This window comes from Variovorax sp. E3 (assembly GCF_016082275.1).
GTDB lineage: Bacteria > Pseudomonadota > Gammaproteobacteria > Burkholderiales > Burkholderiaceae_C > Variovorax.
The window spans coordinates 38,596-65,431 of record NZ_MOWM01000018.1 but is presented as its reverse complement, the minus strand read 5'-3'; the positions used below and the strand labels follow the sequence as shown (position 1 = coordinate 65,431).

Genomic DNA, 26,836 nt, shown 5'->3' with positions numbered 1-26,836 from the left:
GTCGGAATGCGGTCGGGATTGATTGGGTCTTCTTGTGAGTCGGCTTTGTGAGTCGAATCACACCTATGAGAACTCCCAACCGTACATCCATCCAACAAGAAATCGATGCTGCAGTGCCCGACCCAAAAGGAAAGACGCGCCGGCTGTATCGCATCGCCAAGGCCGACTTCTTACTTCAGGTCACGCCACAGGGAGTCAAGTCATGGTGCTATCGCTACACGCTTCGAGGGCGCACGCGAGTAATGGGCCTCGGGCCGGTCCGAAAAACGTCTTTCGAGGAAGCTGCCAAGCACGCACGGAAGATTCGGGTTTTGCTCGACGAAGGTGTCGACCCCCTCGCCGCCCGAGACCGACAGCAGCAGGAAAAACTCCGAGCGCATGCCGATAAAAAAACTTTCAGCGATTGCGCAACCGAGTTCATCGCAGCTCACCGTGCGGGCTGGAAATCAGCCAAGCATGCTGCCCAATGGGCGGCAACTCTGAAGACCTACGCTTATCCGGTCCTCGGTGACACCCCCGTCGCCGCAGTAGATGTTGGCTTGGTGAAGAAGGTGATCGATCCGATCTGGCGCAGCAAAAATGAGACTGCTGAGCGTGTGCGGAACCGCTTGGAAAAAGTGCTTGGTTGGGCCACAGTCCACGGCTACCGCACCGGCGAGAACCCGGCACGCTGGTTGGACACCTTAGCGAGGTCTTTCCTAAGCGGGCAGCAGTACGCAAGGTCAAACACCATCCCGCCCTTCCCTACGACGACTTGCCGGAATTCATGCATATGCTGACTCGGACACCAAGCGTGGGGGCCATCCTGCTGAGATTCCTTGTCCTCACCGTGACCCGGACTAGTGAAGCACGTGCAGCCAAATGGGCCGAAGTTGACTTCGAGCAGGAGCTTTGGTTGATCCCTGCCGAACGCATGAAAGCCTCACGACCACACCGCATACCTTTGTGCGAGCCTGCGATGCGCATTCTGGAGCAAATGAAAGCGCTGAATGACGCCCACCCCGAGCCGTCAGAGTACGTCTTCAATGGCCGACCCTACGGGCGCGCACCATCCCAAATGATCATGTTGGAGTTGCTCAAACGGATCGAGCGCACCGACATCGTTCCCCACGGATTTCGCAGCACATTCCGAGATTTCGTGGCGGAGCGAACCATCTTCCCGCGCGAGGTCGCGGAGGCCGCTCTGGCACACGCGGTGGAAAACAAGGTGGAAGCCGCCTACCAGCGGGGAGACTACCTCGATAAGCGCCGAGAATTGATGAGCGCCTGGGGCACCTACTGTGAAACGGGCGTAATCCCGACATAAGCCGACGAAGGGGATTCCATATATACTGATTTTCGGGATGCAAAGAGAGAGCATCCCAAAGAGATCGCCGAGGGCAAATGCTCTCCGCGTCTCTGGAGACACCTTCCAGTGGCCTGTCCTAACAGACTCGGCTTTCGTCTCCTCGACCGACAGGATTTTTGAGTGCTTGCGCAATCAAAATCCACTACGCCGCCACGATCTACTTGATCGAGGGCTTTTGGGGCAGCTCAGCGGAAACTGCGCCTCAAATGCCGGTGCTTTCGGTCACTTCACCAAGAAAACTTGGGTTGTGACTGAAAGGTGCGGACCTTTCTCTCTTCTTTCACAACCTGTTTTTCAAACAGGAGTGATATGGCTTTCAAAGCGAAAGTATCCAAAGCAGACTTCGATCTGCCAATGGGCATCGACCGCCTCATCCGCGAAAAGGAGGTCGAGGCCATCACCGGATTGGGACGCACCGTCCGGAACGCAAAAATCAAGGCAGGATTTTTCCCCGCTCCCATCAAGCAACTCAATGCGTTGGGGTTGCCAGCCGCACAAATTGCTGGCTGCTATCCAAGGTGATCGGCTACGTCGCTGCAGAGATCGAGGCGGACCGCGAACGGATAGAAGGACTTGCAAACGAAGGCCTCAATGGCTGGCTGAATCGCGCCGTGGAAGAACACGGAGGCCAGCGCCATGCATAGGCACTGTGATATTGAGCACTGCTTCGCCCCGGGTTTCAACACCACTGACGTACACAAGCCGAGCCGCAGTGGACCTATCTCAACCGGTTGCGTCGAAACTGCTTCCGTGCTCGCCTACCGGGTCAATGATCCATTCGGCCGCGCACCTACAAGCTCGGAGGGACACCATGACCTCTGAATACTGCGTTGAAGGTACCCCAGGAGCAAGTACGTGCTCTGGAACGACTACGAGGAAGCAAAGGATGCACAGGGGTACGTGTCTCCGCTGTGAAGCGATGAGCGAGCGTGAAGTTATTCGCAATCGCTCGCGCTCTTCCCCCTCACAAAGAAACTAGTAAAGCGAGTGAGGTGAGTCAGTGGCCGTATTTATTCATTTTTTACTTGCTTGATTCAGGCAACAAAAAATAGCCACGGCACTCACCTCACTCATTTAGCTATCGATGCCCTCCAGTACCAGGCATCACTGACGAAAGATTTTCCATGAATATGCTTAGCTGGGACGACGAGATCCAGTCGTCAATAGTTCAAGTAGTGCAGACCGCCCACTGGCCTGACTTTCCTTTCAACGTGGCAGAAGCTACTCGCGATCAGCACGGAACCATCAACAAGTACCAGATCTTTCGCGGCATGCAGGATGAGCATGTTGAGCGATTGCGACGCAAAGGACGAGGCACCGTGGAGGCGTACATGGCCGTGAGTGACAGTAGCTCCGAAAGCATGGAGCTTGGCAGCATGATGGAGTCGTGGGCCGTGGCGGTGGACTTCGACAATGACCTGCCGGACCTGTGCTTACCCGGTCGGCCGCTCGCTCCAACCAAGACGATAGAAACATCGCCGGGCCGCTATCACGGCTTGTGGCAACTGCGCGAAACGATCCCCGCACATCAGATGAACCGGCTGAGTAAAGTGATGGCGGCGCGCCTAGATGGCGACATGGCCATGGCACGTGCGAATCAACTGATACGCGTGCCGGGGTTCGTCAATCAGAAGAACGGCTTCGTTGTGTCGCTGCGGCATGACCTCTCCAGTGACCAGACCTACAGCGCCGACTACTTACGCCAAGCCTGCGACGGAGACCTGTACGAGGCTGGCGCAATGGCGGCGAGCCCGCGGATCAACCATGTCCAACTCAATGTCCTTCGTGATGCACCAGAAACCCTGATCAAGCATGCACGTGCCGCGGTGGAGTACTTGAAGGGGCGCGGTTCTGCGGAGGCCTACGACTCGTGGTGGCCTGTGATCGCGAACCTCACTCCCCTTGGCGCCCCAGGCCGCGTGATTGCTGAGGAGTTCTCGCGCAGTTCAGCCAAATATGATCCGACCGACTTTGAGAGCAAGTGGCAGCGGCTGACGAAAGCCGGCACGGGAGCGGTCTCAACACTCTTTGCCATGGCCGGAAAGGCCGGTTGGAAAAATCCCGGATGGTCAGATGTGGAGGGAGCAGCAGAGCCCGCCCGCGCGACTACGGAGCGCGAGTTCGGAGAGCGTATCGCGGTGCATGCAGACGGCGCGTTGGCAGCGACTGAGGGCGAACCAGGAATTCGAGGTCCACAGGCCGTATTCCTCGAACTGGTGGATGGAACCTACCGCCCGCTCTCGCAGCGGAAAAAACGCGCCATTGTTGCCAAGTGGGGAGCGGCAGTCGTCAAGGATGCTCGCCAGCACAGCAGCGGCGACGGCGGTATGTCGCTCCATGAGAAGAAGCTCGGCAACAACAAGCAGTTGGATGAGGTTTGCGAGCACGTGGCCGAGGCCTTGGTCCCCATGTGCGAGAGCCGCATCGTGAGCGGTTATCCCTACCTGCCAGTCGCCAACGGTGTGCTCAACCTGCTGACCCATCAACTGGTGCCAGCGCGATATCGTCCCATCGCTCGGACTGCTGCCGACGTGGAGTTCGATCCGAACGCGCGCGCGGACCTCTTCGAGCGGTTCCTGAAGGAATCCCTTGAAAGCGATGAAATGGTCGCCTACATGAAGCGAGTTCTGGGCTACGCGCTGCTCGGGGACCCTGTCGAGCAAGTATTGTTCGTTCTGATCGGCCCCAGCAACAACGGTAAATCCACGCTCATGTCGGTCATCGTCGACATGCTTGGGAAGCTGGGCGGCCGGTTGAAGACTGAAACGCTGATGCAGAAGTCGCACGTGACAGACAGCGCGAATCCTGGCTTGGCCAAGATCAAGGGGACGCGCGTCATTCTGGCGGCCGAACCCGGCCGCCAGCACAAGCTGGACACCAGTTTGATCAAGCAACTCACTGGCGAAAGGGAGATCTATGTGCGCGGCCTGTACTCGGGCGGTGGAGAGATCCCCATCGAATGCTGCATCTTCATGACCGCGAACTACATGCCATTCGCGGAGGCGCAGGACGCGGGACTATGGCGCCGCATACGGGTGATCCCCTTCGAGCGCATGCTTCGCTCCGACGAAGTCAACCCCCAGATGGGTAAGGAACTGCTGGCCGAGGCCCCTGGTATCTTGAACGTGCTGCTGGCTGGCCTTGCGGACTATCAGGCACAAAAAGGCCTGAATCCTCCAGAGAAGGCCCGGGTGAGGACCGACAGCCTCAAGCATGAAGCTGACTCATTCGAGATATTTTTTCGTGACTGCTGCAGTCTGGACAATCTGAAACGCACCGCGTTGAAAGATCTGTGGGCCGCCTACCAGCCTTGGGCAAAAGCAAACCCGAAGTTTCCGAGCATGTCCAAGGGTGAATTGGCACAGCGATTGGCAGATCGCTTTGAACGCAAGATTCGAGGCAACCTGCCGGTCTTTGTGGGGGTCGCCCTAACTTCCGACTAGGCCTTCGCGGCGACCGTTTCTTGCCTCCGACGCATGCCCGGTACATTGAACAGCGCGTCGCATGCCGCTTTCGCACCAATTTGCGACTGTAGCCGTATGGCTATCAAAGGAAAGGAGTTCGCCATGGTTACCCTCGGCATCTGGGGCAACGCGCTGGCCTGCCGCATCAACAGCGACATCGTTCGCCTCGCGGGTTTGCGCCCAGGTCAAGTAATGGAGATGCGGCTAAACGATGACGGTTCGATCCGTCTGTGGCCGGTTGGCAGGGCCGCCCAGACTCGAGCAAAGGCCCTTCACCACACGCAGGCCGTCGATGCGACCACCAAGGAGGAAACGAAATGGTGAAGCGAATGCTCGAATTGATGCTCCAGTCGCAACCACCTAGTCGGCTCTGGATCATCGGGCAAACACGCTCACAGGCAGCTCAGGACGTGGTGAATAACTCCCTGCGGGCCTTGATGATGTTCGGCCCCTTGCTTTGCCATTGACGGGTTCATCGCGCAGATGTGACGGGTTGGTTCAGCACTTGATGAATCTGAACCGCTCGCCACGGCGTGCGCCTTCGACTTGCTCGATTGCCATCGTGGTTCTGGCCCACAATCGATGAACCTTCACTGGGCGCTTGCAAACGAGAGACGACATGGCAAATACAGACACCACCCGGCTGGCAGTTCTTATCGATGCAGACAACGCCTCTGCTTCGGTGGCAAAGGAGCTTCTCGAAGAGGTCGCCAAGTTCGGAACGGCGACGGTCAAGCGGGCGTTTGGTGACTGGACCACGCAGAACTTGGTCGGTTGGAAAGCCCATCTTCATCGACACGCCATTCAACCCATCCAGCAGTTCGCCTATACACAGGGCAAGAACTCGACAGACTCGGCGTTCATCATCGACGCGATGGACCTGCTGTACGCGGGCAACGTCGACGGCTTCTGCCTGGTGTCCAGCGACAGTGATTTCACGCGCCTTGCAACGCGCCTCCGGGAGGCTGGCAAGGTCGTGTACGGCCTGGGCGAGCGGAAGACCCCGGAGCCCTTTATCGCGGCTTGCGACAAGTTCATCTTCTTCGAGGTGCTGAAAAGACCTGTTGAAACCGCGATGCCAGTGCAGGTGCCGGATGTGCCAGACCTCAAGGAACTGCTGACGCACGCGATCCGAGAGACGGTCAGGGACAGCGGATGGTCAAGACTGTCAACTGTCGGTGGGCTCGTGAGCAAGACGCACACATCGTTTGATCCGAGAAACTATGGCTTTAAGAAGCTCAGCGAGCTGGTGCGCGCTCAGCCATACCTCGATGTCGTGGACGCGCCCGACGGCACAGGATTTGTGCACGTCGAAGTTCGATTGAAATAGAGTCGTTTTGTACTGCCGGTGGGCTGCACGTTTGAATAGATCAGCTTCGGTAGATTGCGGTCGTTTGCGCCGGCCTTGAGGTGTCTAGGTGCTGACCATCGCAATCCGCCTGGAAGTACTAGACCTGATCGAAGCGAACCCAATTCCCCGGCCTGCGCGGCACAATGGGAGCGTTTTACGCCCACTATCATGTCCGAGCACTTTCACTATCCGCCTGACCTATTCAATCTCCTGGTCGACACGATCCCGCTGCTCTGCAAGTCCAAGCCAGATGTTCTGGTTTTCTTGCAGGGTGCGGGCGTTAACGACGACGAACTATCTGAGATGCGAACCCGAGTTCGAGCGGACAAAGCCTCTGTTAGCAAGTTTCAGATCGTCCGTGACGTACTTACGAAAGTCAACGCCCGGGGCGAAAGTGGCCTGAGGGCACGTCGAGAGATCATCAAGCGCGTGACCGAGTTTGAAGAGTTTTCGATGTGCTGGGAAAACGATGTCTACAAAGCCAAGGCAAACGTGGCTGACATTCGGAAGATGGTTCAGGTGAAGGATTCGTTCACTCGAATGAAGCAGGAGCGCGACATAGCTCATGAGGAGTCGGTCGCCCGTGCACGGACCGAGAAGACCGCTCTGCTCGAAAAGCGCAGGAAGATCGAGATCGTGCGGGATCGCCTAAACGCACTGTTCGGAATGGATGGTGAGCCACAGAAGCGCGGCAAGCTGTTAGAGGGAGTGCTCAACGACCTTTTTCGCGCATATGGCATCCACGTTAAAGAGGACTTCAAACGAATCGATCTCACGGGAAGCGTCGTGGTGGAGCAAATCGACGGCGTGATCGAGTTCGAGAGTCACACCTACTTGGTCGAGATGAAGTGGCTCAAGGATCCGGTCGGCGTCAACGAGCTTGCCTCGCACATGATGCGGTTGTATGCACGATCCGATGCACGGGGTTTGTTCATCTCTACCTCGGAGTTCACTAAGCCCGTGATTGCGGAGTGCGTTACGCATTCGACGAACAAATTAATGGTGTTGTCATCGCTCAGGGAATTCGTGATGCTCCTAATGAGCGAAAGAGACCTACTTCAAATGCTGCGCACGAAGGTGCGAGCAGCATCCCTCGACAAGAAACCATACCTTGAGGTCTTGGCCTGATCTCACTCAAAGATGAACGCGGACTGCGCATTCTGGTCGTCGACCTTCGCCGGATTGTTAGTTGAGGCTTCTTTCTGTAGCGTGGTCTTGATGCCGCGCAATGCTTCGAGGTAGCTGTTTTTTTCCCGAAGCACCGATGGGGTTAGCATGTCTTTGTCGTGAAGCGCTACATACAGTGCCGCCGAGAAGGCCTGACAGTTCAATGAGCGCTCGGGATTGAACGCGATGTCTGAAAAGGCCTTGTGTTCAAGGACGTAGTCAGCAAGCTCAGGCTGTTTGTGCAGCGCGTTGATGTAGAGCCAGTCGTAGAAGGCGGTCTTCGGCTCCAGCTCCCAGTCGACCTCAAAAAACTGAAATCCCAAGAGCGGCCCACTGTCTTTGAGCCGAGGATCGCCCTTCGCTTCACGGGAAGTCAGATCCCGAATGTCCTTGTAAGGTCCACCACACTCAAACACCTTGGACGATTGGTAAGCGCACTCAACGCTGAAGGTTTGGTGGTACTTCGTCGTATGGATCATCAAGTTGAACGCGCTCAACTTGACACCTAGGGGATCCCTCGACTTGGACGAAATCTCAAGAACCTTGCTTACTTGAAGCTGCTCTTTCGCGGCGGCATGCAGTGAGTCGATGGACCTCTGCGACTGCTGAATCGACATGCCCGCGTACCACTGAAAAGACACGTCGTGCTTCCAGACGAGGGACGGACCTTTCGGAGCAGGGATGAAGATAGGTCTCGTTGCCATGAATTACCAGTGCGCGTAGTCGCTGCGATACTTGAAGTATTGGGACCCGTATGTGATGTGCCCCCCTGGATAGGCTTGGTTGTATTTGTTGTACAAACCGGCATCAAGAAGATGTACGTCAGTGATGTACGAGGGTTCGATGTTGTCGATGCACAAAACCTCGGCCTGGGGGTTCGTCGTGTAGAAGTCCGGGATATGGAGATCGGCCCGTTTCTTTGGGCCGTAGTCGTCAAATAGCTCCAAAAACTTCGCGACGCCTTGCCGCGCCAAGAATGATTGCCCGCTCATGCTGTTATCGGCTGCGTTCGTAGTGTTGAAGCAGACCCGCTTTTCCCACAAAAGCGAGTGCTTGAGCTGCACAATGGCCCAGTGCTTAGAAATATCCCGCTGACGGAAGGACCAAAAGAGGCTCCAATTGGGCCATTCGATTGAGAGGCAGATCGCATCCTGACCATCGTAGCGCATGCCGTCGTTCGGCTTGTAAACGACCGAGTGGCCCTGGCATGTTTTCGGCGTTAGCAGTCCCTTCGCCAAGACGCTGTCGAGGTTCTCGACAGGCGTGAAGTGGAACAGCCGATCAATGTTGCGCTTCGCGCATTCTTGTTCAATCGTCAAGATCTTCTCCCCCGATGGCTGCGTGTGGATATGGAGCACGCTCCTAACGTGCTTCGGGGTTTCATCCGTCGTGATCACCCGTTGTCGCAATTCGCGAAATGACCGATGGCCGTTGTCAAGGTAAAAATCCGCACGGCTGCAACAAGCCTCGTACCAACCAACGCCCGGCGCTAGCTGTGTTCACTATGTCCGGATGGGAGTCGGAACAAGGCGTCATACAGCAAATGTATTCTTTGGTTACTCGAATAACATCCCATATTTTGGCGATGCTGGGGTGGCGCAAACCCCTATGCTTGTGGCCGCTTGCGCGGTTCGAGGAGGTCCACTTCCCAGCCTTGCACCAAGGGGAATCCACAAAGAGGCTGCGGATCTATCTGAAATATGATGGCCGTCGACCTTTGGCTCATCGATCAAAGGTTCAGATTAAAAAAGCGAGGGAGCGCTGTGAGATCTATTGCCTCGACCAAAGACCGTCACCACCGCCTGATCAAGATTTGCGTGCATGACTAGTGCGCTGGCCCTATCCACCAAGCATAGTGCGGCGGGCCCCTATCTCGGCTTTGCGCTGCAACCGGTGCGTCTGTGCTACTACCTGCTATGCAGCCCAGACGACGCGACCGTATCGCTTGAGCACTTGGACGATGTGGCGGTCCACTATTCAGACGAGACCGTTGTGGTCGAGCAATGCAAAAGCGCGTTGTCGCACAACGCGCTTTCCGACTGGTCTGGTGATTTCTGGAAAGCCATCGCTAACTGGCTGGATGCAATCCGTGCGCAACAGATCGCCGTCGACAAGGCCGCCTTCACGCTTTATGTGACCCCTGTGCGGGCCGGCAAGCTCGCCACGGCCATGCATACCGCGGCAACCCCTCAGGAAGTCCTGAAATTCACTGAGTCGGTAAGAGCAAAGCTCGCCAAGAAAGCTGAACCTCCGAAGTGCATGGTCCACGTGCAACGCTTCCTGGATGCTACCGATGATGAGCGCTTGGCCTTTGTCCAACGAATGTCTGTGGTGAGTACTGATGTCGATCCGCTGGATTCACTACGCGCGCTTTTCGTCGCGGCAGTTCCAGCATCGTCAATTGACATCATCTGCGAAGCGGCAATCGGCATGGCAAAGGAGCGTGCAGATCGGTGCATTCGACGTGGCGTCCCAGCGATCATTGGGGTAGCGGAATTTCGGAAAGACTTTCACGCCTTCGTACAACGCAATAACCTGGTCGGCTACCTGCCATCGTTTTCGATTACTCCGACGGAGGACGAAGCGAAAGAAATTCTCATGGGAAAACCAGTGTTCGTCCGCCAGCTTCAATTGGTTGAAGCCTCGCAGGAACAACAAATCCGCGCCATCAGCGACTTCATGCGCACCTCCTCCGACAAAGCGAAGTGGGCTGATCAGGGCCTTGTCTTTGAGGGCAGTCTCAAAGAATGGGAGGATTCGTTGCTGCGCAGACATGCGGCAATACAAGGTGAGATCAATGACCTTCACGGTGATAACACTGAGCTTGTAAGGGGCCGAACCATCTACAACCGTTGCTCCACCCTAGAAGTTCAAATCGATAGCCGCGCAGTTCCTGGCCACTTCACTCATGGTGGATTCAACGATTTGGCAGACAGGCAAGAGCTTGGCTGGCATCCACAGTTTAAAAAGCTGCTGGGCGAGGGCGGTGAGGAATGATGACGCATCGTCGTTCGCCGCTGTTGAGCGAGGCAGCCATCGTCCAGAACGAAGCACTCGGGGCATTTGCGCTATGGAGGTTCTGCCTCGCGTTTCAGGCTCGCGATGGATACGCAGCCATGTTCCCACTCACCTTTTTGATCCTCCCACTGATCCTGCACGCCCCGACGCTGGAGCTATTGGTAGCCACGCACAAATCCTCTGGCCTGCACCTCTTCACGGGGAAGCTGGGAACAAGGCGCGAAGACCTCCTTGCAGTTCACGCCAGAGCGCTCGTGCTGCGTCAGTTGACGCTGGAATCGCTGATGCTGGGCGAGCAATCGGGCCTGCTGCGAATCGATACGCAGACGGCAAGGATATGGGCCAATTCCCCCTCAGAAGATACGCAAGTGCCAGTCCTTCCCGAGCGGCTCAAGCGCATCACGCCGGCGTGTGAACGGCTAGGTCATTGGTTCGCCGGTCTTTCCGATCATCAAGTGGCACACGCACTCGAAGTGGAGTTTTGATGTATTTTCAGTTGCGACAAGTCATCCTCTGGCCAAAGCGAGGTGGCCCTCCCAGAGTGGTTCATTTTGAGCCGGGAGTGGTGAACGTCATCAGCGGTGCATCTAAGACGGGCAAGTCGTCCGTCATTCCCATCATTGATTACTGTCTGGGCTCAGATAAATGTGCGATCCCCGTTGGGGTGATTCGTGAGACTTGCTCGTGGTTCGGCGTTTTGATCGATACCTTAGAGGGTCAAAAGCTTCTGGCGCGCAGCGAACCGGGCGATCAGCGGAGCACCTCGGAAATGCTGCTTTTAGAAGCTCCCGAGGTCATCGTGCCGCAGTCCATTGATGTCAAGAACTCCAACGTCCGCTTTGTCAAAGCCATGCTGAACCGACTGGCTGGATTGTCGAATCTCGACTTCGAGCCCGGCACAGAAGACAGCTTCAAGCATCGTCCCAGCTTCCGCGACTTGATGGCCTTTATGTTCCAACCACAAAACATTGTGGCCAATCCGGACGTTATGTTCTTCAAGGCCGATACGACGGAGCACCGAGAGAAGCTCAAGACCATCTTCCCGTATTTACTGGGTGCTATCAGTTCAGAGTTGCTCCAAGCTCGCCACGAGTTGGACCGGATCACGCGCGCACTGCGTCGCAAGGAAAGCGAGTTGCGCGCGCGCAAAAGCTCGGGCGCCGCTTGGCAGCGCGAAGGCTTCGCTTGGCTCAGGTTGGCGATTGAGTATGGACTGCTACCCGCGCAAACTGTGGTTCCCGACGATTGGCCATCGACCGTGGATCTGCTGCGAGCCGCATTGCAGACTGACGTCCAAACCGCAGCCCCAACCTTGGCGTCGATGGATGTCATCATGTCGCGGCTTGCAGACCTTCGCACAGCAGAGTCAAAACTTGTCATCGACCTGAATCAATCTCGACAGCGGCTGCATGAACTTCGACGCCTGGACGAAAGTAGCGACGCCTACGTTGATGGATTGAGGATCCAACGTGATCGACTAGGCCTGTCCTCCTGGATTCGTGCCCTGAGCGAGGCGCAACCCGCCGTAGTGCTTGAACCGACCGAGGCCGGCCGTGCAAAGCTGGATCAGCTTTGCGATGCCCTTGAGGGCATCGAGCTACGTCTGCGCTCACACCCTGGCGTGACGGAGTCTCTCGGGAAAGAAACATTGCGTCAGCGTGAGGCCGTCGATGGCGTGCTTGGCGAACTCGCGGGTGTGCGACAGGAAATCCGAGCGCTGGAGGGACAGTCGGCGCAAGCCCGAAGAGCAACCACTCGCGGCGAGGAAGTCTCACGGTTCCTAGGTCGCCTGGAAGAGGCGCTACGCCTCTACGACGCGGCCGATATCTCATCGACGCTCAATGAAGAAATCTCCGCCCTGAGAGATGAAGCTTCAAGACTGACACAGATCGTTTCCGAGCACGAAATTGATCGGAAGATGGAAAACGCCTTAAGCACCATTCAAGACATATCTGGTCGACTTATTCCCCAATTGGACGGGGAGTGGCCCGAAGCTCCGGTGCGATTAATTGTTCCAGAACTCACGGTCAAAGTTATTCGTGGAACCCGCGATGACTATTTGTGGGAGATTGGCAGTGGCGCCAACTGGCTTGCCTATCACGTTGCACTGACCTTGGCCCTTCAAGGGTACTTCTTGAGACTGCCGCACCACCCGGTCCCGGGAATGCTCGTCTATGACCAACCCAGTCAAGTTTATTTTCCAGCCCGGCACGCTGGAAAGGCGACAGCAGACGATCTGGATCCCGCTTGGAAGAATGAAGATGTCGCCGCAGTGAGAAAAGTATTTACGTTGCTCAATGAAATTATCCAACGCACCAATGGACGCCTTCAGATCATCGTACTCGACCATGCAGATGAGGAAGTCTGGGGGGAACTTTCAAATGTCCATCTTGTCGAGGAATGGCGTGGCAAAGGACTTGTTCCGAATGAGTGGCAGGATTAGTAAATCTCATTCTCGACAGCCTGCCGTATGCCTAGGCCGCATTTACCAGTAAATTTCAGCCTTTGACAATAACGCTTATGGGGAACTCAATCCCGCTGGTTTATTCACTTCCTCGATTTCGGTCAGCGCGCGACGAATTCGGAATAGTGCAAGTTGCCCCGCTTGAGATAGCGCATGCAGTTCTTTCAGAATCAAGTGACGGCATTGGATATAGCGCTCATAGGCCTCGTGATATTGGGTTGTTGCAACAACACGATCTTTATCGAGCTGCTCATAATTTTCGTGTTCGGCCTCCAGCATTGACGCGGACTGTTCGAGCTTATCCATCTCAGGATCTTTAAACGAATTTTTTTCTTATATATTGCTCATCAACTAGGGTGCGCAGTTTAATTAAATCGCTTGCTATAAGACGTTTGTGCCGCGAGTACGCCGCAGGCGTGTCTAAAAGCATATGAACACTAGGCCCCAATTGCGACCTAGTCGCTAAAAAACGCCCATCGCCCAACCAGCTCCAATAGGGCTCCTTTAATTCTTCAAGCTCCACACTGCGCTCCCAATCTGAAAGATTTTTGAGTTTCTCTCGCATGTCCGTTGCGATCAAATGCCAAGACTCTTCGGAGTCTTTTAATCTAGAAGTTGTCATTTCAAGGATGTTTTGCAACTCAATGACAGCTTTAAAGGCATTTTGGTAATTGGGCCGCAAAGCGGTTATCGCTGAAAAATCAAGCTTTCTAAAACTGGTTCTGAAGACATGAATGTTTTCCCAAAGCACCCCCCCCCCCTTCCCGACGGCATCGAGTTGAGCACTACACCCCTTGTCGATATCCTCAGGACTGCATGAAAAAAAGACTGTCGACCAAGTAGCAAAAATCTCTATCGACACCCCCATTGAGGCTCTCAAATTCCTCCTGTTCTGACATTTTTTTATTGGGCATTTTGCTAAGCCGAGCGGAGTTTGTTACTGACGCATCGAATCTGCTCATTTTTTCTTGACCGGTTCGCCTCGTAAAACTACGAGACCATAGTGTTCGGCGTCCAGATCACATTCAGACAAAAGGTCACTCCACTCCTTTTCCGATTTCACCCTTTTTGTTTCGTAGATCACAAAAAGAATATTCGGCCATTGCTTCGATGCATAACCACGTGTGTCAGCCAGGATTTCATCGGCAACCCGCTTGGCATCCGCAGCGGTCTTTATGAATTTATATTCAATCAATGTTTTCAAAGAAGGAATACCTGAGTCAGGCTCATAATTCTTAACCGGCTTAGCCAGCGCTGGCTTTCGCATTAGATCAGGGAAATAGCACCGCAAGACTCCTTCAATGCGATCATGTACGTCTTTTTCGGACTTTGGCGCATCGAGAAAGACTAGAGAATCGCTCAAGAAGTATTCTGTTCGTTGCACGACCTCTTTTAATTCGGCCAAAAGCGTTTGCTCTGACTTCTTCAACCCATGAAGCTGTGCGATTGCGTCCACATACTGACGAAGCCTCGAACCCCAAACTAGATACGGTTCCTCATCGCCCATTTTGCTGCTGGTGAATCCATTGACCCTAGCCTCGGCCTGCAACTGTTGCAATTCTTGTCTAATACCGGGTAGACCCACAGCTTCCGCGAGCACCCCAAGGGTGACAAATGCGCGTTCGATAAAGTAGCTCGCCAACTCCTCCGCATCATAGCCCTCATATTCTGGTGAGGCCCCGCCCAACATTTCACCGTCAGCGTCACCTAAAAGCTTTTGAACCTGCTCAACGAGGGCTTCGATCCTAGTTTTAGTTGGAACTTTATCTAGCATTTTTTTGTCACTTCGAAAATAAATCAATAAGCCAAAAGGACTTCCAGTCCGCCCTAGACGTTATCTTGTGGTAACTAAATCGCACTAGCCTCGCACTGTGATTTCTATGGCTTCAGGACTAACTCCGAAGGTCTGCGCAAGTCGACGCTTCGCTTCCGGTATCGTCAATTGTTCCTCTTCTGCACTTGAGGAAAGCTTTGGCATTGGTTTGAAACGCAGCGAGCTGAACTCGATGCCGATTCCTTCCAAGTCGGTGTACCACACCGGGTTCCGATATCCAGGCCATGCTTCAGGTACATCCACCTCGGCGTACTCGCTAAAAGTCAAAAGCCAACGTGGCTTGTCGGAGCTGTTATTCGGGACCTCAATGACGTCCTTGAGTTTGCCGACGACGAAAGCGGTGTGGTGCGGGGCAGAAGCCTTGCCCCAATCGTCCGCGAAGCCGCGGTTCTGAACGCAGACCACGTACTTGAACCGGGCTGCTCGCCCGTTGTCCAGGACCCATGCCTGAGTCCCCCCCTCGGCCAAGATCGTTTCGAGCCCGCGCGCCGTGAGAACGCAGATAGTTTTGTGAGCCTCTTCTTTAGCTGGCATTTCTTGCATCCATTCAAGTTACGACGGACCAAGTATCTGTCATAAGCCCGTAAAAAGTCAACCTCATCCGCTATGAATCTGAAACTATCAATATAGTTTTAGCAAACGAACGGCATGAACAGATGCTAAAGGATGATGAGTTGCTGTAGCCGCGCTCGCTCACGCCACGCAGAGCAGGGAGGGCGCCAGTCGTCTCCAGATGCTTTGGGACCATCTAGAGCTATGCCGAGGGCACTGTTTTGCGGTGCGCGACCGTTACAAAAACATCGCCACAGAACGCATACTTTTGCGTAATACTGTTGTTTTGTACAGTACTGATGCCATGACTGCGCTGCTGGACTGGAATGACGAATACGAGACTGAGCCACCGCGTCAGCGCCCATTGGCACGTGCTGCACTGCCCCCGGGCGAGCTGCCGCCTACTGTGCAGGCCGCCGTCTGGCGCGGCGACCAGCTCGGGACGCCAACCACCAAGGTGGTCCTCACGGGCTTTCCAGACCTAGACAAGGAACTCCCCGGCGGCGGCTGGCCCGCCCACGCCCTGACCGAACTCCTGCAGCCTCAGCCCAGTGTCGTGGAATGGCGCCTGCTCGGCCCGGCGATCCGCGACGTCGTGTCCCAAGGCAAGGACGTCATCGTCGTCAGCCCACCCAAGCATCCCCATCTTCCTGGCCTGCGCCAGCAGGATGTCGACGAGCGTCACCTCGCCTGGATTCAGGCGGAGATCTGGACTGCACGCTGGAAGACATCGATCATGCGCCGGCGGTGCGTCTCGGACTGCGGCTACTGTCGGGGTTGAAGTGGGCCTCTGCCCAACGCATCGTGGAGGCACGCGAAGCGGCGCTTTTCGCGAGTGCCGAAGACCTCGCGCGACGTGCTGGCCTGGAGCATCACGAGATGAAGCTTTTGGCAGGCGCCGATGCACTCATGAGCTTGAGCGGGCAGGCTTGAGGACCTGACGCCGTTGCTGGGGCGGCTGTCGACCGTGAGCCGGGATTTTCACTAGCGACTGCACCCCAAAACGAGAACCACGCAGCCACAGCCCACGATACGCTTGATCCCATGTGCGCCAACTACGTGCCCGTCACTGCAACCGACCGGCTGCTTCAGTACTTCGGCGTGGTGGGCGGCGCGTCGCAGATCGAGGAAGACGTGTTCCCGATGGGGTTGGCTCCCTTCATCCGGCGAGCGGTTTCTGACGAACCTGATGGCGAGGGAGACGGGCGGGCAAGAGCTTACCAAAGCGCATGAAGCCAAGGCCCAGAAAGTCAGCGTCGCGATGTTGAATGCGCCGTTTTACGAAGAAGACAAATAAAGAGGATCACCATGTTTGAGTCAATAGACGCACTGGACATGTACAACAAGAATGTCAACATTCTTATAGGGTCTGGCGCATCAGCAGACCTTTTTCCAACATTGGCGCTGAACATCAAAGATGCGAACGGCGAATGGGAGACGATTGAGAAGCTTGCTACCAAATTCGAGACTTATCACGAAAAGCATACGGCACTCTTCATGCACTATTACAACACGTGCATTTTCCCAGTACAGACCTTCTCACCGTCAATGGTCAAAGATGCGAAACGTTTGGCGAACCTCGAAAACTATGAAACGTTCTTAAAAACACTCCTTGGCTTGCTGGACAGAAGAAAAGACTTGAACCGCAAGATCAATATTTTCACGACCAATTACGATGGATGCCTTGCTCACACTGCAGACGATCTGCTTATAAAAGGCTCCCACGATTTTGTTGTGAATGACGGCACTTCTGGGTTTCATAAAAAGCACCTGCATGCCAAGAATTTCAATACTTTCCAGTGCCAAACCGGCATCTTTGAGCGCACGAGTTATGGCATCCCTCAGCTTAATATCATCCACCTTCACGGCTCTGTTTATTGGTCAAAAAGCGGGGAAAAGATTGAAGTCACGTACTCCAACGATTTCAAGAATTTACTCAATCCACAAACCATCAACAAGATTAAAAAATTCTCCACCTTCCTCGGCACGAAGGGAGGTACTACCGCAAGCATTCCAGTCGTGTCGTTCACCAGCCAACAAATGAATCGATTTTGGAGTGAGTACAAAAAACTTCCAATCGTTAACCCTACGAAATGGAAGTTTCACGAAACCGTCTTTGAAGAGCATTATTACCAGATGCTCAGGCTGTTGAGCTACGAACTCGAAAAACCCAACTCCATTCTCATTACCTTCGGCTTCTCCTTTGCCGACGAACACATCCTTAAGCTTGTTCAACGCTCATTATCTAATCCGCAGCTTCAGACATTTATCTGTTGTTACAACCAAGGCAGTGCCGAGGCAATGAAGGAAGAGTTTAAACAATGGAAGAATGTCAAAGTAATCGGCCCACCTGACGGCGTGAAGATGGACTTCAGTGCCTTCAACAAGTACGTCTTCTCTCTCAAGCCGGAGGCCTATGCCCCACTTGAGGACGACATATGAGCATCGTCGTTGGCGAGGTGATCGCTGTCTCGGGTATTCGGATCTCCCTGCGCATTTTCGAGGATTCCAGCCAGGAAACCATCTTCTACGATGGGGTGAAATACAGAGGCGTATCACTTAGAGAGCATGTCTCAATACAGCGCGGTTTCATCGACATCGTCTGCCTTGTGGAGGGCGAGTATCTAGATGAGCGAAAGCTTGATGCCGATGCTGAGAAGACGCTCTATATCCGTAAGGTAGACGTGCGTCCCATCGGGTACATCGTCGATGACCAGTTTTTTGAGGGTGTAAAGTTTATGCCCATGATCCGGGATAAGGCTTCACTCCTTAGTGAACCTATGGTCGGGAAAATCTACGGCACAGAAGGTAAGACCCGCTTTTCCATTGGCTCGATGCTGAAGGAGAATGTTCCCATCAACCTACCATGGTCAAAGATTTTCAACGGCCATCTTGGAATCTTTGGCAATACGGGAAGCGGGAAGTCGAACACCCTGGCTAAGCTTTATACGACTCTCTTTAACGAGAAGCTAGAAGTACTTAAGAATAAGAGCCAATTCGTCATCATTGACTTTAATGGCGAATATACCGAAGGTCAGATTCTTCCCGCGAAGGACAAAAAAATCACGATTCTTGATCACAAGAAGAAAGGTGACAAATTCAAGATTGAATCGCCTCATTTCTGGGATGCTGAGACGCTAAGCCTTCTATTTCAAGCTACGACCAACACCCAGCAACCCTTCCTGCGACGCGTCCTCGCCGGAAAGGAGCGATTCAAAGATGCGCCGCTGGAACGCTACATTGAAAAAACCTTTGAAAGGGCATTCAGTGCAAGTGAGCCAAAGCCTGATGCCTTGGAGCTGAGCCGCGAGATCGCTCGAATTCTTGATTGCGAGGAGTTGCAGGAGCACTTAAAAGGGATAACCTACAACGCCAAGAACAAGTACTTCAGAGATGCTGAAGGGAATTACTATAATTCTGACAGTGACGGATTCATTGCCCATCTGAAACCATTGCTAGATGAGTATGTCGACCTAGCCGGCATGGATCAGTTCACCGAACTCATTCTCAGGTGCTACCTGCAACTCTGTTCCGACGTGGTTCTAGGCTATGCCCAGTACGAACATATTCAGCCTGTGCTCTCGCGAGCGAAATCGTCCATCACGGCTCTCCGCAATGTGCTGGAGATTGTGGACGTACCACCCCCTCGACACCTGTTGCATGTCATCTCGCTCAAGAAGTGCAAGAACGAGATTAAGAAAATCTTGCCGCTTCTGATTGCCAAGAATTTCTACATCAATCACAAGGATTCGGAGAATTTGAAGAGTCCACCAACTCGAACTCTCCATCTCATCATTGACGAGGCTCACAACATCCTGTCAGAGCAGTCCACAAGGGAGCACGAGATCTGGAAGGACTACCGGCTTGAACTTTTTGAGGAAATAATCAAGGAAGGTCGCAAATACGGGGTCTACCTGACCCTCTCCAGCCAGAGGCCTGCCGACATCTCGCCCACCATCGTTTCCCAGATCCACAACTTCTTCATCCACCGACTAGTGAACGAGCGCGACCTTATGCTGCTGGATAACACGATCAGTACCCTCGATGCGTCGTCCAAGGCTCTGATCCCCACTCTAGCCAAAGGATGCTGCGTGGTCACAGGAACAGCGTTTGACCTACCCATGATTTTGAAGATTGATCCCCTCCTCAAAGAACATCGGCCCGCCAGCGATGACGTAAATCTTGAAGAGTTATGGGCGATCCCGCCGGCCTGAATCGCTTCGCCCATAGGACGGATCGAGATCTACAGCGAGCTACCAACTAGAGCAAGCTTTGCGCTCGCCGTTTTTCGACGGGCCGAATGTAGACATACAGGGTGGCGACTGAAGTATGTCTCGTGGTGTTCATGATTTCGTTGACCGGCACTCCGACCGACGCCGCTTCCGTTACGAAGCCGGCGCGGAGCGAATGCGCTGCGCACTCGGCCGCGGCTTCTGGCCCCCTCGCGGTTCGCACCGCCGCCTGCACCACCTGCGCGATGGCCTGCCCCGTCAGGCCGCGCTCGCCAACGAGATAGTCATGACGACTCACCTGCCTGAACAACGGTCCGGAAGTGATTTCCGCCATCTCCAACCACGCTTGCAGTGCAATGATTGGACACCGCTCTTTCGACTTTGCGATAGGAACGAACACCATTTGCCCCGCCCCCCTTTGATCTGTCTTCGACCTACGTATGAGCAGATCACATCCCGTGTCGTACGTCACGATGTCTTCCACCGTTAGTGCTACTAACTCAGACCGCCGCAACGCGGCAGCCCATCCAAGCAGCAGGATTGCTTTGTCGCGTGCAGCCTTGAGCGGCTTCTGCTTGGCAACGCTCACTAAGATTTCAACGAGATCGCTTTTCCCAAGCGCCCGTACTCTTCGCGGCGGTACCCCGCAGCTTCGTCGGATCCCCTCCATCGTCCGCTTGACGAGCGGAGCTTTGACAGGGCTTTCAAAACCTCGATCTTGGTGAGCGCGATTGATCGCAGCCAAGCGGTGCGCGATGGTGCTGGTTTTCAAGCTTCCTCCGCAAGACGCGATGTATTCGGCCACCATACCTGCGGTCGCTGGCACTTTGCCGCCCCAGGCCTGGAAATGGCGCATGCTTTGGGCATAGCTCCTACGGGTTGAGTCGGCCGCCGAGGCCGCTGCGTAGCCTTGCACCATGGCAGAGGGCTTGGTCTTTTCGCCGGTTGCCACGTCAATACTCCTCGGGGAACAGCAGGCAGGTGCTGGCTCTCTTCCCCTCGCCTGTCGAACTTTCCGTGATGATCCAGACGACGAGGTGGGCCACGGTGAACGAACTCATAACGCGGGCTCCAGACAGCACCGCCTGATCATTGGCCTTGGCGTCCTCCGGGTCCACATTGCCCCAGTCGCCATGTTGATGGCGCGACAGCAACGCGGCGGGGAACACAGCATGCTCCTCCATGTGAGAAAGGACTGCACGCGTCGCCACGATCTGCCCCAACTCGAACAGTGGCTTGTAGGTCTTGAGGGCTTGAACGTCCTGCGCGGGCACGGATACTTTGTCGTTCGACATGGGAACTCCTTGGGTTGAGGGTGGAAGCGGAGACTCGGAAACGACAAAGCACGCCGGCCGCACCTGATGGTGCGAGCGGCGTGCTCTGTGTGGGAATGCCGTAGATAGCTACGGCGGGATGGATTGGCGCAGACTACATGTCGATGTGCTCAGCCTTATGGAAGAAGCTTCTGCTTGAAGAACTCCAGCCACACGTCGTAGCCGGTCTGCGGGTTGCCTCGGTGGCCCATCATGTAGCCCCGCGTGCGGCACTCGGCGTTCATGGCCTTGATGCCGTCGGGCGTTGTCGGGAACCCCTTCTGCGTTTGCAGCAGCACGATCTTGTCGCCCTGGAACATGTTCTCGCACTTGCCGGAACTCACGTAGTCGGTCATCACGGCCTTGGTGGGCGCGTCCCAGTCGTGGTACTCGTCCGGCAGCACCTTGAACGTGGCGTTGCCGCCGCGCTTGTTCATCCATGCAACTTGGCGCTCGCACACTTCGGGAGGGGCCGCGGCATCTGCTCCGCCCGACACAATCAGCACGGGCACCTTCTTGAAGCCTTCCATGCTGGAGCGGTCGACGCACGCGGGGTACAGGCCCACCGAAGCGTCGAAGTTGACCTTGGCACCGGCTGGAACGCCGATGTAGTCGCGCACGATAGCCTCGATGAAGGGCCGCAGCACGATCATGGCCGAGGTGCCGCCGCGGCTCTCACCGAGGAAGCCGAATTTGGTGTTCTTCCACTCGTCGGTCAGGCGCAACTGAGCCTGAACCGCCATACCGTCGATGGCGAAGTTGATATCGTCGCCGCCCTTGTTGCGATCAGTCGTGGGGTCACCGCTGGAGTGGGCGGAGCCACGCGCACGCCACGGATCGATAACGGCGGCATTGATACCGTTGGCTGCGAGGAAATTCGCGTAGTCGCTGTGGCGCTTGTCCAGTCCACCGCGCCCGGCAGGATGACGACCAACGCACGCCGGTCGCCGTCCTTCACGCGGGCAAAGTACACGGGCACTTTGATGGCTTCGCACTTGAAGTTGGGCGTCTTGTAGAAGCCGGTGCATTGCTGCGACGGGATCTTGTCGCTATCGAGTCCCTTGGTATCGAACACGTTCGCACCGAAGCCAAAGCTGCCGAACAGTTGGGCCGATGCGCTGGCGCATAGAGCGGCACCCAAGACCACGGCGGTAAAGAAGCGGGATAGATGGGAGAGGGTCATATGAACTCCAAAGAATTTTTCAGCGCGAGGTCTTGAGCGCCACGCGGATCTGCTGTGCCAGGACCTGCAGGTTCTGACGAGTGACCTCGAAGGTCTTGCCCTGCACCGTACCTTCCAGCGGCACTAGCAGAACGCCCCCTTCGGCCATCTGCTGTCGGGCGAGAACGACTTTGATGCTGGTCGCTCCCTTCACTTCAAAGCTGTCCTTGGACAGCAAGCCCTTGGCGCTGAACCGGAACGGCACGCCGTTTCGCGCGGCGGTGCAGGCCATCCCGACCAGCGGCGCGGGAGTGGACCACTCGACCAAGTACTGCGCCCGCAGTAAGTCCGCGGGAATGCCAGCTTGCTTGCCGTGCGCCGCACACTCCCTGGCGTCGACCTGTTGCCGCAGCGTGGTGAGTTGATCCGCTGCGGCGTTGACTGCAGGCTCGCTGCTCGACTGGAAGCGGTTGGCCTTCTCCAGCGCCGACACGCTTTGATCGGTCTGTTGCTGTGGGAGCGCAGCCACCAGATTGCGCACGCTGGCGATGAACCCAGCCTGGGCCTGGCGTTCTTGGGCAAGTTCATCGATGCTTTCCTTGAACAAGGCCACGGCACTCCCCGGCATCTGATGCGCCTGGACGCAGGCCGCGTAGAACTTCGGCAACTCCAGTTGACTTTGCGGCGACAGGGTCAACAGGTCCTGAGGCATTTTTTCGGGTTCGGCACAAGTGATGGAACGTGGCTCCGAGGCAAACGCGCTGCCCGCTCGCCGTGTCGTGTAGGCCCATGTCAGCACACCATCACGCTGGCCGATCTGCGCCGCGCCGCTTTGAGCTGCCGCGGTCTGGGCACTGGCTTGCCGGGCTTCCTGCGCCAACAAGCGGTCGCGTTGTTGAAGCGAGCCTCTGAACAACTGGAACTGTCGCAGCGCATCGGCACGCTCGGCATCCTTGAGCGATTGAGGGCCGGGAGCTACGGCTTGGCAGGCTTCATAGCGGCGAAGTGCCTGGTCGAGGAACTCGGGTTTCCAGTCGCGCGCACGCACGCCGTAGATGAGCCTGTCCAGCCCGCCCACACCCGCACCGTCTATCTCGGTCAGGAGCTCCAAGCGGACGGGGCAGTTGAACTGCGGCGGTGTCTGAGCGAAGACAGACGACATCGACACGGCAAGGCCCATGGCAACGGCGGCAAAGGTGGCGGTGCGAAGCATCATGACGGGCCTCATGCGAACGCCAGCAGGAGGTCGAGGGCGACCAGCACGCACCATGTGATGCCGTAAATCTTGCTGTGCCCGAAGACCTTGGCGCGGCTGAACAGGTAGTACGGGAGGACGGCCGGGTCGGCCAAGCCGAGTTGCTTAACGGCGTAGCCCTGCTTCTGGAGCGACAGATAGTCGATGCGCAGGAAAATCCATAGGAGGGCTATTCGCAGCAACAAGATCTGAATCACCGTGAGCCAGCCCCAGTTGTCAGGGTTGCCCCAGAACAGCGCGGCGAGGACCAACACGATCATAGCCGTGAAGAGAGGGCCGAACGCTGCGAGCCACGCGGTGCCGTTCTTGACCTGTGACAGCTCCGGCGCAGCGGGCATCGTAGGCACGGCACCGGCTTCTGATTGGCCCGCCAGGATGAACGCCGCGGCCTTGAAGCTGCCGACGTTGGCGGCCATCAGGTCAATCGTGCTGCCATCGCGGAGCGCGAACACCAGCTTAGCGGCAAAGCCGTGTTTGCCTTCGGTCACAGAGGCGAAGTCGGCTTTCTCGATGGTCTGGCCGCTCGCGCCGATGACGAGGCGCTGGTCCGTGACGATGACCTCGGTCTCCTTCACGTTGATCTTGCTCTTGAGCAAGGTGCCGTCACCCTCGAACAGGATCGCTTCCTGCGGGCGTGGTTGGAACTTCATGGATGTCTTCTCCGTTGTTGTGTTTGGCTGATGAGTCGAATGGGGCGGGAGCCCATGCAGCTCAGTTGCGGCTTGGTCGTGCTGGTCGAAGGCGCCGCATGACACGAGCCACCTTGAATCACTAGTCTAGTTTTCAAGTCTGCCATAAAAACTACGACTAGTGAGTTTACGTAGATGCGACGGACATCAAGACTTCTCGCAATGCCTATTGCGTCGTCTCGTTCCGCCAAAGTCCCCGTGGCAGCTTCTGACAAAGAAATCAAAGCAGCCGCCAAAGAAGAAGTCCGAAAGGTGAGTGTTCTTCTTGGTAAAGCCATCCGCGCTCGACGTCTGGAGAAGGAAATGACTCAGGCCGAATTGGCGGCCTACGCGGAACTTGATCCGAACTTCATTGGCTTCGTAGAGCGCGCTGAGCGCCGGGTGACCCTCTACAACGCTTGGCGAATTGCTGGCGGACTCAGCATGTCGCTTGCAGAGCTTGTGGAGCCACTACCAACCCGAAAGGTGCGAGTAATCAAGAAGCCCCCAAAGCGCTCCTGAGTCTCGCGCCCTGTTGGCTACTTCGTGCCGCTCTTACCCTTGACCGCCGTCTTGGGCGCGACGGATAAAAAATGGATGGGCGACTTCGGGGTGATGAGTCGCCGAATTTCTGTGGTCACAAAGTACCTGGGCTCAATCCACGACGCGGGGTCGCAGATGTAGTGAAAGGACGGGGTCTTCTCGGTTGCCCTCACGTGATGCCACAAGACCCAACGGCCGAACTGCGTTTCTGGGTTGAACTCGACCATGATGAACGCGACATCCGGTAGTGCATCGATGGTGGGACATTCCTTTTCTTCGGCGGTGAAACCGTACTCGCTCAGGATGGCGATTAGCTGCGTTCCGTAAATCCAGGTGGGGCCGTGAAGAGGGAGGCCGTTTCGGTGGGCCGCTTTCGTGATCGTGTCCAGCGACTGGTTCGCGACCATCGCGATGCAACACAGGCCGTCGTCAATTCGGACATTCGGCTGCATCTCGACCCTAGTGAAGGGCGACACGAAGCCGGCGGGAAGGCCTGTCTCGGCGGTCGTGCTGTTCGCGGCAGCGGCTGCGGGCTTTGCCGTCTTGGGTGCAATGGTCGTGGGCGTCGCAGCTTTGGCTGCTGCTGCGGTCTTGGGCTTGGCTGTGGCCATGGTTCTTAGCTCCTGATGAGATTGAAGAAGCGAGCGCCCATGCAGCGGCCCGACCTGCCAGCCGATGGCTGGAAGGGGGGCAAAGAGGAAGGGGAGAGGTCTGCGAGATTGAAGCTCAAGGCCTCAGTTCGCGTCTTGCTGCACTGCTGTGCGGCGCTCGGTCAAAACCTGGCTTCGGCGAGCGAAAACAGCACTTTGACAACAAAATCATAGCCGCCCGCGACCGCTGGGGGGTGACCAAATAACTTTACCAGGCACAAAGCAAAACGGCACCGAGCTAATGCTTGGTGCCGCTGTGAGTTGACTTGTGAGCCGTTGACCGCTAAGCTAAAAAGCTTTTTTATTTCAACGACTTACAAGAAGCCTTGGAGGAGAGGGAGGGATTCGAACCCTCGGTACTATCGCTAGTACGCCTGATTTCGAGTCAGGTACATTCGACCACTCTGCCACCTCTCCGGTGTCTGTCGAGCCTTCGATTATACGGGTAATTTCGGGCGTTTCGACAAAAAGTATCAGGCGCGCAAAACTTCGACGCCGCCGATGTACGGACGCAACGCCGCCGGCACGTTGATCGAGCCGTCTTCGTTCTGGTGGTTCTCCAGCACGGCCACCAGCGCGCGGCCCACGGCCAGGCCGGAACCGTTGAGCGTGTGCACGAGTTCGTTCTTGCCCTGCGCGTTCTTGAAACGGGCCTGCAGGCGGCGCGCCTGGAAGGCTTCGCAGTTCGACACCGAGCTGATCTCGCGGTAGGTGTCCTGCGCGGGCAGCCACACTTCCAGGTCGTAGGTCTTGGCGGCGGTGAAGCCCATGTCGCCGCTGCACAGCAGCACCACGCGGTACGGCAGCTCCAGCGCCTGCAGCACGGCCTCGGCGTGGCCGGTCATCTGCTCGAGCGCGTCGTAGCTTTTCTCGGGGTGCACGACCTGCACCATCTCGACCTTGTCGAACTGGTGCTGGCGGATCATGCCGCGCGTGTCGCGGCCCGCGCTGCCGGCTTCGGAGCGGAAGCACGGCGTGTGAGCCGTGACCTTGATCGGCAGTTGCGACTCGGCCACCACCTCGTCGCGCACGAAGTTGGTCAGCGGCACTTCGCTGGTCGGAATGAGGTACAGCGCCGAATGGTCGGGCACGGCCTCGCCGTCCTGGCCGCCCTTCTTGGCGGCGAACAGGTCGCCCTCGAACTTGGGCAACTGGCCGGTGCCGCTGAGCGTGGCGGCGTTGACGATGTAGGGCACGTAGCACTCGGTGTAGCCGTGCTTCTCGGTCTGCAGGTCGAGCATGAACTGCGCGAGTGCGCGGTGCAGGCGGGCAATCGGGCCCTTCATGACGGTGAAGCGCGAGCCCGACAGCTTGGCGCCCATCTCGAAGTCCAGGCCCAGCGGGCCGCCCAGGTCGACGTGGTCCTTGGGCGTGAAGCCCAGCGGCACGGCGTTGGCGCCCGCGCCGCCCTTCGGGCTCCAGCGGCGCATTTCGAGGTTGCCGGTCTCGTCCTCGCCCAGCGGCACGCTGGCGTGCGGCAGGTTGGGCACGGCCAGCAGCAGGGTCTGCAGCTCGGGCTGGATTTCTTCGAGGCGCTTGGACTGCGACTCCTGCTCGGCCTTGAGCGCGTTGACTTCGGTCATCAGCGCGTCGACCGATTCGCCCTTGGCCTTGAGCGGGCCGATCTGCTTGTTCAGCGTGTTGCGGCGCGCCTGGATTTCCTCGGTGCGGGTTTGCAGCGTCTTGCGCTCGGCCTCGAGCGCGGTGAACGCCGACACGTCGAGGTACGGCTGGTTCTTCTTGCGTTTTTCGAGGCCGGCCACGGCGGAGGCCAGGTCTTTGCGGAGCAGGGTGATGTCGAGCATGGGGAGATTT

General features: G+C 56.4%; 32 protein-coding genes and 1 tRNA gene. 18 read left to right on the top strand and 15 right to left on the bottom strand.

The features are described from left to right. Positions 1-65: 65 nt before the first annotated feature. The 9 genes from BMG07_RS09585 to BMG07_RS09550 all read left to right on the top strand — a co-directional run bounded on the left by BMG07_RS09585 (position 66) and on the right by BMG07_RS09550 (position 7,291). Positions 66-779, top strand: a complete 714-nt coding sequence (locus tag BMG07_RS09585; RefSeq protein WP_198084362.1) for an integrase arm-type DNA-binding domain-containing protein — start codon at positions 66-68, stop codon at positions 777-779. Positions 780-793: 14 nt separating this feature from the next. Then, positions 794-1,306 carry a site-specific integrase gene (locus BMG07_RS09580; protein ID WP_307866919.1) on the top strand — a complete coding sequence of 171 codons (513 nt, stop codon included), beginning with the start codon at positions 794-796 and terminating at the stop codon, positions 1,304-1,306. A gap of 351 nt (positions 1,307-1,657) precedes the next feature. Further along, positions 1,658-1,870: an AlpA family transcriptional regulator gene (locus BMG07_RS09575; protein ID WP_198084360.1), complete on the top strand. Its 213-nt coding sequence runs from the start codon at positions 1,658-1,660 to the stop codon at positions 1,868-1,870. Continuing rightward, positions 1,867-1,992, top strand: coding sequence for a hypothetical protein (locus tag BMG07_RS41835; RefSeq protein WP_269758806.1), 126 nt, complete (start codon positions 1,867-1,869; stop codon positions 1,990-1,992). The genes BMG07_RS09575 and BMG07_RS41835 overlap by 4 nt, the downstream gene beginning before the upstream one ends. Positions 1,993-2,472: 480 nt before the next feature. Continuing rightward, the gene (locus tag BMG07_RS09570) at positions 2,473-4,791 is read left to right on the top strand and encodes a phage/plasmid primase, P4 family (RefSeq protein ID WP_198084359.1); all 2,319 of its coding nucleotides are present in this window, start codon (positions 2,473-2,475) and stop codon (positions 4,789-4,791) included. 123 nt (positions 4,792-4,914) lie between these two features. After that, positions 4,915-5,136 (top strand): hypothetical protein, encoded by a 222-nt coding sequence (locus tag BMG07_RS09565; protein ID WP_198084358.1) that lies wholly within the window; start codon positions 4,915-4,917, stop codon positions 5,134-5,136. Beyond that, positions 5,130-5,279: a hypothetical protein gene (locus BMG07_RS09560; protein WP_198084357.1), complete on the top strand. Its 150-nt coding sequence runs from the start codon at positions 5,130-5,132 to the stop codon at positions 5,277-5,279. The genes BMG07_RS09565 and BMG07_RS09560 overlap by 7 nt, the downstream gene beginning before the upstream one ends. 152 nt (positions 5,280-5,431) lie before the next feature. Continuing rightward, positions 5,432-6,142, top strand: a complete 711-nt coding sequence (locus BMG07_RS09555; RefSeq protein ID WP_198084356.1) for an NYN domain-containing protein — start codon at positions 5,432-5,434, stop codon at positions 6,140-6,142. Positions 6,143-6,331: 189 nt separating this feature from the next. Next, entirely contained in the window at positions 6,332-7,291 is a 960-nt protein-coding gene (locus BMG07_RS09550; protein ID WP_198084355.1) for a restriction endonuclease, read from the top strand. 2 nt (positions 7,292-7,293) lie between these two features. On the opposite strand, the gene BMG07_RS09545 is transcribed toward BMG07_RS09550, so the two are convergent. Beyond that, complete coding sequence (locus BMG07_RS09545) at positions 7,294-8,034, bottom strand: hypothetical protein (RefSeq protein ID WP_374221252.1); 741 nt, start codon at positions 8,032-8,034, stop codon at positions 7,294-7,296. Between the two features lie 3 nt (positions 8,035-8,037). Beyond that, positions 8,038-8,649, bottom strand: coding sequence for a DarT ssDNA thymidine ADP-ribosyltransferase family protein (locus BMG07_RS09540; protein ID WP_198084353.1), 612 nt, complete (start codon positions 8,647-8,649; stop codon positions 8,038-8,040). 502 nt (positions 8,650-9,151) lie between these two features. Between BMG07_RS09540 and BMG07_RS09535 the strand changes: the two genes are divergently transcribed. The 3 genes from BMG07_RS09535 to BMG07_RS09525 all read left to right on the top strand — a co-directional run bounded on the left by BMG07_RS09535 (position 9,152) and on the right by BMG07_RS09525 (position 12,791). After that, complete coding sequence (locus tag BMG07_RS09535) at positions 9,152-10,327, top strand: ABC-three component system protein (RefSeq protein ID WP_198084352.1); 1,176 nt, start codon at positions 9,152-9,154, stop codon at positions 10,325-10,327. Continuing rightward, positions 10,324-10,833, top strand: a complete 510-nt coding sequence (locus BMG07_RS09530) for a three component ABC system middle component (protein WP_307866918.1) — start codon at positions 10,324-10,326, stop codon at positions 10,831-10,833. The genes BMG07_RS09535 and BMG07_RS09530 overlap by 4 nt, the downstream gene beginning before the upstream one ends. An 80-nt stretch (positions 10,834-10,913) precedes the next feature. Further along, positions 10,914-12,791: a DUF3732 domain-containing protein gene (locus BMG07_RS09525; protein ID WP_307866917.1), complete on the top strand. Its 1,878-nt coding sequence runs from the start codon at positions 10,914-10,916 to the stop codon at positions 12,789-12,791. Positions 12,792-12,866: 75 nt separating this feature from the next. Here BMG07_RS09525 and BMG07_RS09520 read toward each other — a convergent pair whose 3' ends face one another. The 4 genes from BMG07_RS09520 to BMG07_RS09505 form a co-directional block, all read right to left on the bottom strand. After that, entirely contained in the window at positions 12,867-13,118 is a 252-nt protein-coding gene (locus BMG07_RS09520) for a hypothetical protein (RefSeq protein ID WP_198084349.1), read from the bottom strand. A 10-nt stretch (positions 13,119-13,128) separates the two neighbouring features. Then, positions 13,129-13,680: a hypothetical protein gene (locus BMG07_RS09515; protein ID WP_198084348.1), complete on the bottom strand. Its 552-nt coding sequence runs from the start codon at positions 13,678-13,680 to the stop codon at positions 13,129-13,131. Positions 13,681-13,770: 90 nt separating this feature from the next. Further along, positions 13,771-14,586 (bottom strand): hypothetical protein, encoded by an 816-nt coding sequence (locus BMG07_RS09510; protein WP_198084347.1) that lies wholly within the window; start codon positions 14,584-14,586, stop codon positions 13,771-13,773. 84 nt (positions 14,587-14,670) lie between these two features. After that, positions 14,671-15,180 (bottom strand): hypothetical protein, encoded by a 510-nt coding sequence (locus BMG07_RS09505; protein ID WP_198084346.1) that lies wholly within the window; start codon positions 15,178-15,180, stop codon positions 14,671-14,673. A 322-nt stretch (positions 15,181-15,502) separates the two neighbouring features. Between BMG07_RS09505 and BMG07_RS41830 the strand changes: the two genes are divergently transcribed. The 5 genes from BMG07_RS41830 to BMG07_RS09485 all read left to right on the top strand — a co-directional run bounded on the left by BMG07_RS41830 (position 15,503) and on the right by BMG07_RS09485 (position 19,412). After that, the gene (locus tag BMG07_RS41830; RefSeq protein ID WP_269758811.1) at positions 15,503-15,979 is read left to right on the top strand and encodes a hypothetical protein; all 477 of its coding nucleotides are present in this window, start codon (positions 15,503-15,505) and stop codon (positions 15,977-15,979) included. After that, positions 15,946-16,131, top strand: a complete 186-nt coding sequence (locus BMG07_RS41825) for a hypothetical protein (RefSeq protein WP_307866916.1) — start codon at positions 15,946-15,948, stop codon at positions 16,129-16,131. Before BMG07_RS41830 ends, BMG07_RS41825 begins: the two co-directional genes overlap by 34 nt. Before the next feature lie 111 nt (positions 16,132-16,242). Further along, positions 16,243-16,431 (top strand): hypothetical protein, encoded by a 189-nt coding sequence (locus tag BMG07_RS09495; protein WP_198084344.1) that lies wholly within the window; start codon positions 16,243-16,245, stop codon positions 16,429-16,431. A gap of 102 nt (positions 16,432-16,533) precedes the next feature. After that, positions 16,534-17,640, top strand: a complete 1,107-nt coding sequence (locus BMG07_RS09490; protein WP_269758804.1) for an SIR2 family protein — start codon at positions 16,534-16,536, stop codon at positions 17,638-17,640. Then, the gene (locus BMG07_RS09485) at positions 17,637-19,412 is read left to right on the top strand and encodes an ATP-binding protein (protein ID WP_198084342.1); all 1,776 of its coding nucleotides are present in this window, start codon (positions 17,637-17,639) and stop codon (positions 19,410-19,412) included. The genes BMG07_RS09490 and BMG07_RS09485 overlap by 4 nt, the downstream gene beginning before the upstream one ends. A gap of 46 nt (positions 19,413-19,458) precedes the next feature. On the opposite strand, the gene BMG07_RS09480 is transcribed toward BMG07_RS09485, so the two are convergent. The 6 genes from BMG07_RS09480 to BMG07_RS09455 form a co-directional block, all read right to left on the bottom strand. After that, a complete protein-coding gene (locus tag BMG07_RS09480) occupies positions 19,459-20,382 on the bottom strand; it encodes a site-specific integrase (RefSeq protein ID WP_307866915.1) in 924 nt (307 codons plus the stop codon). 1 nt (position 20,383) lies between these two features. Next, the gene (locus BMG07_RS09475) at positions 20,384-20,725 is read right to left on the bottom strand and encodes a hypothetical protein (RefSeq protein WP_198084341.1); all 342 of its coding nucleotides are present in this window, start codon (positions 20,723-20,725) and stop codon (positions 20,384-20,386) included. Between the two features lie 155 nt (positions 20,726-20,880). Beyond that, the gene (locus tag BMG07_RS09470) at positions 20,881-21,486 is read right to left on the bottom strand and encodes a hypothetical protein (protein ID WP_198084340.1); all 606 of its coding nucleotides are present in this window, start codon (positions 21,484-21,486) and stop codon (positions 20,881-20,883) included. After that, positions 21,459-21,926, bottom strand: coding sequence for a hypothetical protein (locus BMG07_RS09465; protein ID WP_198084339.1), 468 nt, complete (start codon positions 21,924-21,926; stop codon positions 21,459-21,461). The genes BMG07_RS09470 and BMG07_RS09465 overlap by 28 nt, the downstream gene beginning before the upstream one ends. Before the next feature lie 19 nt (positions 21,927-21,945). Further along, positions 21,946-23,121 carry a hypothetical protein gene (locus BMG07_RS09460; RefSeq protein WP_198084338.1) on the bottom strand — a complete coding sequence of 392 codons (1,176 nt, stop codon included), beginning with the start codon at positions 23,119-23,121 and terminating at the stop codon, positions 21,946-21,948. Positions 23,122-23,129: 8 nt separating this feature from the next. Beyond that, complete coding sequence (locus tag BMG07_RS09455; RefSeq protein WP_198084337.1) at positions 23,130-23,810, bottom strand: hypothetical protein; 681 nt, start codon at positions 23,808-23,810, stop codon at positions 23,130-23,132. A gap of 237 nt (positions 23,811-24,047) precedes the next feature. Between BMG07_RS09455 and BMG07_RS09450 the strand changes: the two genes are divergently transcribed. Beyond that, positions 24,048-24,350, top strand: coding sequence for a helix-turn-helix transcriptional regulator (locus tag BMG07_RS09450; RefSeq protein ID WP_307866914.1), 303 nt, complete (start codon positions 24,048-24,050; stop codon positions 24,348-24,350). 17 nt (positions 24,351-24,367) lie between these two features. Here the strand turns inward: BMG07_RS09450 and BMG07_RS09445 are convergent, their stop codons facing one another. The 3 genes from BMG07_RS09445 to serS form a co-directional block, all read right to left on the bottom strand. Further along, complete coding sequence (locus BMG07_RS09445) at positions 24,368-24,982, bottom strand: hypothetical protein (protein ID WP_198084335.1); 615 nt, start codon at positions 24,980-24,982, stop codon at positions 24,368-24,370. Positions 24,983-25,348: 366 nt separating this feature from the next. Beyond that, positions 25,349-25,438: transfer RNA gene (locus BMG07_RS09440), tRNA-Ser, on the bottom strand. A gap of 56 nt (positions 25,439-25,494) precedes the next feature. Beyond that, positions 25,495-26,826, bottom strand: coding sequence for a serine--tRNA ligase (serS, locus tag BMG07_RS09435; protein ID WP_198084334.1), 1,332 nt, complete (start codon positions 26,824-26,826; stop codon positions 25,495-25,497). Between the last annotated feature and the right edge of the window lie 10 nt (positions 26,827-26,836).